Source organism: Synechococcus sp. R6-10 (genome assembly GCF_047461815.1).
Taxonomy (GTDB): Bacteria; Cyanobacteriota; Cyanobacteriia; order Thermostichales; family Thermostichaceae; genus Thermostichus.
On record NZ_JANSHW010000643.1, the window covers coordinates 1 to 4,048 of the forward strand.

Sequence of the window (4,048 nt, forward strand, 5' to 3'; positions counted from 1 at the left end):
CACCTGCCCCGGAGGGTCTTGTGGAAGGGGCTGTGGCGACCGCTGCTGCTCAATGGGGCTTTGCTGCTGCTAGCAGAAGGAGTAAGTTCCTGGCTGTGGGGAGACTGGGGCAACGGCCTCTTGCCGGGTCTGGTAGCGGGGATCAGCTTGTACCGCCTGGGATCCCTGGCGCCACAGGTGCTCAGCCGGTTTGCAGCCCGAGCGTTCGGCCTGGAAGCGGGCCTTCGTGCCTTGATCGGACGGGAAAGGTTGGCTATGACAGACTGCACAGCCTCTCTGCCAAGCTCCCTGGCCTAGTTCTCAACCATTTCGGCAGCGTGGTAGGAGCTGCGCACCAATGGCCCTGAGCGCACCTGGCGAAACCCCATCTGGCGGGCTATCTGGCCCAGCTCGGCAAACTCTTCCGGAGTCCAGTAGCGTTCCACAGGGCGATGGGCCAAGGAAGGTTGTAGGTATTGCCCCAGAGTCAGACGGTCGCATCCCACCGCCAGCAGATCCCGGAAGGTTTCCAGCACTTCTGTGCGGGTTTCCCCATGCCCCAACATCAGTCCAGACTTGGTGGGTAATCCAGGATTCAGCTCCTTGACCGTTCGCAAAACCCGCAAGGACAAGTCGTAGCCGGAGCTGCGCCGTACTGCCTGGGAGAGGCGTCGCACCGTTTCGATGTTGTGGTTGTAGCAAACAGGCTGGGCAGCCACTACACGGGCAATGCACTCGCGATCCCCGCGAAAGTCGGGGGTGAGCACCTCGATCTGGGTGCCGGGGCAGCGCCGCCGAATTGCCTCCATGACCTCCACAAAGCGACCGGATCCCTGGTCGGGCAGATCGTCGCGGGCCACCGAGGTGAGTACCACATAGCGGAGCCCCAGCAGCTCAACCGCCTCGGCCACTTTCTCCGGTTCTGCGGGATCCAACGGTGCGGGCCGTCCACTGGCCACCTGGCAAAAAGAGCAGGCGCGGGTACAGATCCCTCCCATCAGCAGAAATGTAGCGGTTTTTTGGCTGTAGCACTCGGCTCGATTTGGACAGCGCCCCTCCTCACAAATGGTGTGCAGGCCCCGCTGCTTGATCACCTGCTGCACCGCTGAAGTCTCGCTGGCTTTGCCGATGGAACGCTTGACCCAACTGGGAAGAGGGCTAACCGACATAGGGAGAACCGTTGCGTTAACTGGGTATCGGCAACAAGACTGCGCCCCTCTACAGCCGAAGGATGCAGCGCCTGCTCTGCCATTCTGACATGATGAAGCTCTGGGTTCCGAAAAGGGGAGGCCGAAGTCTTTGGGTCGACGGACTTCTCGGCTCGCACCAGCGGGACAAAGTCCTCCCAAAGCTCAGCCCTGTTCAGGGTTGCATGGGTCTTTCGGGGAGATTAAGCCACCTGGGGTGTGGTCAGCATTTGGTTGACGATGCGCTGCACAATCTGAAAGCCGGTCACCGCCTGCCAACCCAAGATCGCCAGGATCACCACGTTTAATAGGACATGCACATTACGCGCCCAGACCTTTTGCCCGTCTTTCATCAGCGGTGCTAGAGCCGCAGAGCTGGCCACCAAGGCCACAATGCCCAACCCAGCCAGCAGGTGAGGCCCAACAAACAGCTTGCCATTGTTCAGGTAGGTAACCCCCATGCCGCCCAGCGCCCCGAACACCATCAACACCAAGAACAGGGATCCGGCGAGGAAATGCCGCTGACCAAACTTCCCTTTGATCAGCTCCTTGCGTTCTTCTGCTGAGGCAGTGCGCACCCGTCGCGCTTGCAGACCCAGGTAAAGGGCATACAGGGCCAGCGCAAACGCCAAAATCATCAGCACAGGATGAAAGAAAGGCAAGGCCAGTTCTAGCCAGCGAGGAAGTTGAATGCTCATAGAGATCGCAGGATGGAAGAGGAAGACGCCCCCAAATTAACATGAGTTAACCTGATGCGCGGCAGTCTCCAGTCTCAGCGCAGCGGACTGGCACCCTATGGCAGGGTAACCCCCTGCCTCACTTTGTGGCTACGCAACGCTGCCGCGGCCCAGCTTTATCCCAGTCGCCAGCAAGAAAAACTCTTGCACCACTGGGGGCGGATGTGCTGAGCCCTCTACAGCGCGGCGGTGGCAGATCGCAAAACCAGCTACCAAAAGCTGGGCAGGTCTGTCAGCTACTTCGACACCGCTGACGGGAATAAGCAACTGAGCTCGCTGAAGCGTCAGAAGCGGCTAGCCGCGGTTCAGGCTATCGCGAAAGTCCGCCGGCCAGTTGAAGGCTCGCTTCTGCAGAAAGCTGCCAGCTCCCAAAGGTTCTAAAGGTCGGCAAACCCATCCAGCTGGCTCGGAGGAGAGATGGGCGTGTCAGGACAGGGATCCCACCGGGGCAAGATATTTTCCGTCTATGAGAAAGATGCCATTGGCAAACTGCACGCTGTAGGTGCCCAACAGCCGTCGCTGCAGGATCACCCCTTGCTCGTGCAAGCGGATCAAATGGGCCGGGCGCAACATCGGCATTGGGTCAGCCGTTTTTAGGTAAGGAGGCATCTCCACCACTTGAACCGTTGCCCCCACCGGCAGTAAACCCTGGGCTTCAGACATAACGGGAGTCCATGTGGCAAGTGTCTCTAGCTTAGCTGAACGTAGGACGATGTATGCCCAAAACCGAACCCGAGCAGGATGACAGCATTAGGGCAGATCCCAGAGGAGCCGAACAGATTGGATCCCCGAAGAATTGTTGTAAGATTTTTATCAAGCACGAGGACTCAACGAGATAAAAAGGTAACATCTTGCAAGGTGAGTTGGTTTTTCCCACAAAGAAAAAGCAGTCGGCCTTTCGGGGTGCTGCCAACTGATCGCCAATTTGCTACCATACCATGAACTCTTGGTACCCATTTTTTGTGTCCTTGGATACGGAAACCTCATTTGCCGAGGCAATTTAGGGGTTCTCTTGTCCTGGAGCTGTGGGCGCAGGGCTTAGCAAGCTCGCCTTCGGCCTACGCACCAGCCAGATCTTTGCCGAAATTCTGTAGAAGTGTTAAGAATAGTTACATTGGTTTGCTATCTTCTCAGTTTTCATACTCGTCCTTACTTCAGCGCTGCGAAACGACCATGCTAGATCCCATTCCCCCCCCAGCCCTTGAGGAATATCTCTTGCAAACGGGCATCATCGACCGTTCTCAACTGAGCCTGGCCAAGAAGCTGCAACATCGCCAGCAAGGGCCGTTGCTGATGATTCTTTTGGAGTTGAGTTTCATCGATCTGGAGCAGCTCAGCCGCCTTTTGGATTTGGGCCGCACCTACCCTTTTGATCATGCTGCAAACGCTGGATAGTCTTCAGCCCAACTGGCAACAGGCTCTGGCTCGGTGGTTCGCTGCTGAGCAGGGATCCCTGCTGCTGAAAAGCTGTGGGGGAAAGGATCCGGCGGAGCTGCGCAGTGTTTTGCAACAGATCTGTTCTCCTGTCCAGTCTGTTACGTTGCTAACAGAAGACTTGGAGGTGGTGGCCGGCCCACTGACGCTGCAAAGCTGGGATCCCCAAGCAACGGGGCATTTTGCCCACCTTTATCTGGAGCGTTCCGCCTCTAGCTCACACATGAGTCGTTTGGCGGCTGTTGTTGCTCGGTTGCGTGCCCCCGATGGATGTCCCTGGGATCGGGCCCAAACTCCAGAGTCTCTTACCCCCTACATTCTCGAAGAAGCGTATGAGACGGTAGCTGCCATTCGAGTCGGGGATCCGGCAGCAATTGCCGAAGAGCTGGGGGATTTGTTGTTGCAGGTGGTGTTGCAGTCTCAGATCTTTGCCGAGCAGAACCACTTTGATCTGGAAGCTGTGGCTGCGGGAATTGCCGATAAGCTCATCCGCCGTCACCCCCATGTGTTTGGGGATGCTGTGATGGCAGATCTTCCGGAGTTGCACCGCTCTTGGGAACAGATCAAGCAAGGGGAGCGACCGGATCAAAGCCTTGGCCAAAAACTGCTGCACTATGCCCAAAGTTTGCCTCCCCTAATGGCTGCCCTGAAAATTTCCTGCAAAGTGGTGGGGGCAGGGTTTGAGTGGCCAACGGTGGAGGGGATCTGGGC

At 57.5% G+C, this 4,048-nt stretch carries 5 protein-coding genes and 1 pseudogene; 3 read left to right on the forward strand and 3 right to left on the reverse strand.

The genetic code is table 11. The features are described 5' to 3' along the window. Positions 1 to 297 (forward strand): annotated as a pseudogene (locus tag NW837_RS14875) (GTP-binding protein); the annotation flags it as partial. Here NW837_RS14875 and lipA read toward each other — a convergent pair. The 3 genes from lipA to NW837_RS14890 form a co-directional block, all read right to left on the reverse strand. Then, positions 294 to 1,148, reverse strand: coding sequence for a lipoyl synthase (lipA, locus tag NW837_RS14880; RefSeq protein WP_414332363.1), 855 nt, complete (start codon positions 1,146 to 1,148; stop codon positions 294 to 296). The pseudogene NW837_RS14875 and the gene lipA overlap by 4 nt on opposite strands. A gap of 221 nt (positions 1,149 to 1,369) precedes the next feature. Next, a complete protein-coding gene (locus tag NW837_RS14885) occupies positions 1,370 to 1,864 on the reverse strand; it encodes a DUF4079 domain-containing protein (RefSeq protein ID WP_011429588.1) in 495 nt (164 codons plus the stop codon). A 465-nt stretch (positions 1,865 to 2,329) separates the two neighbouring features. Then, on the reverse strand, positions 2,330 to 2,566 hold the full coding sequence (locus tag NW837_RS14890; protein ID WP_011429589.1) for a DUF3148 domain-containing protein: 237 nt from the start codon (positions 2,564 to 2,566) through the stop codon (positions 2,330 to 2,332). Between the two features lie 510 nt (positions 2,567 to 3,076). On the opposite strand from NW837_RS14890, the gene NW837_RS14895 reads away from it, so the two are divergent. Beyond that, entirely contained in the window at positions 3,077 to 3,298 is a 222-nt protein-coding gene (locus tag NW837_RS14895; RefSeq protein WP_414332365.1) for a DUF2949 domain-containing protein, read from the forward strand. Next, positions 3,279 to 4,048 (forward strand): nucleoside triphosphate pyrophosphohydrolase (mazG, locus tag NW837_RS14900; protein ID WP_414332367.1); only part of this gene is annotated, 770 nt, incomplete at its 3' end. The genes NW837_RS14895 and mazG, both read left to right, overlap by 20 nt.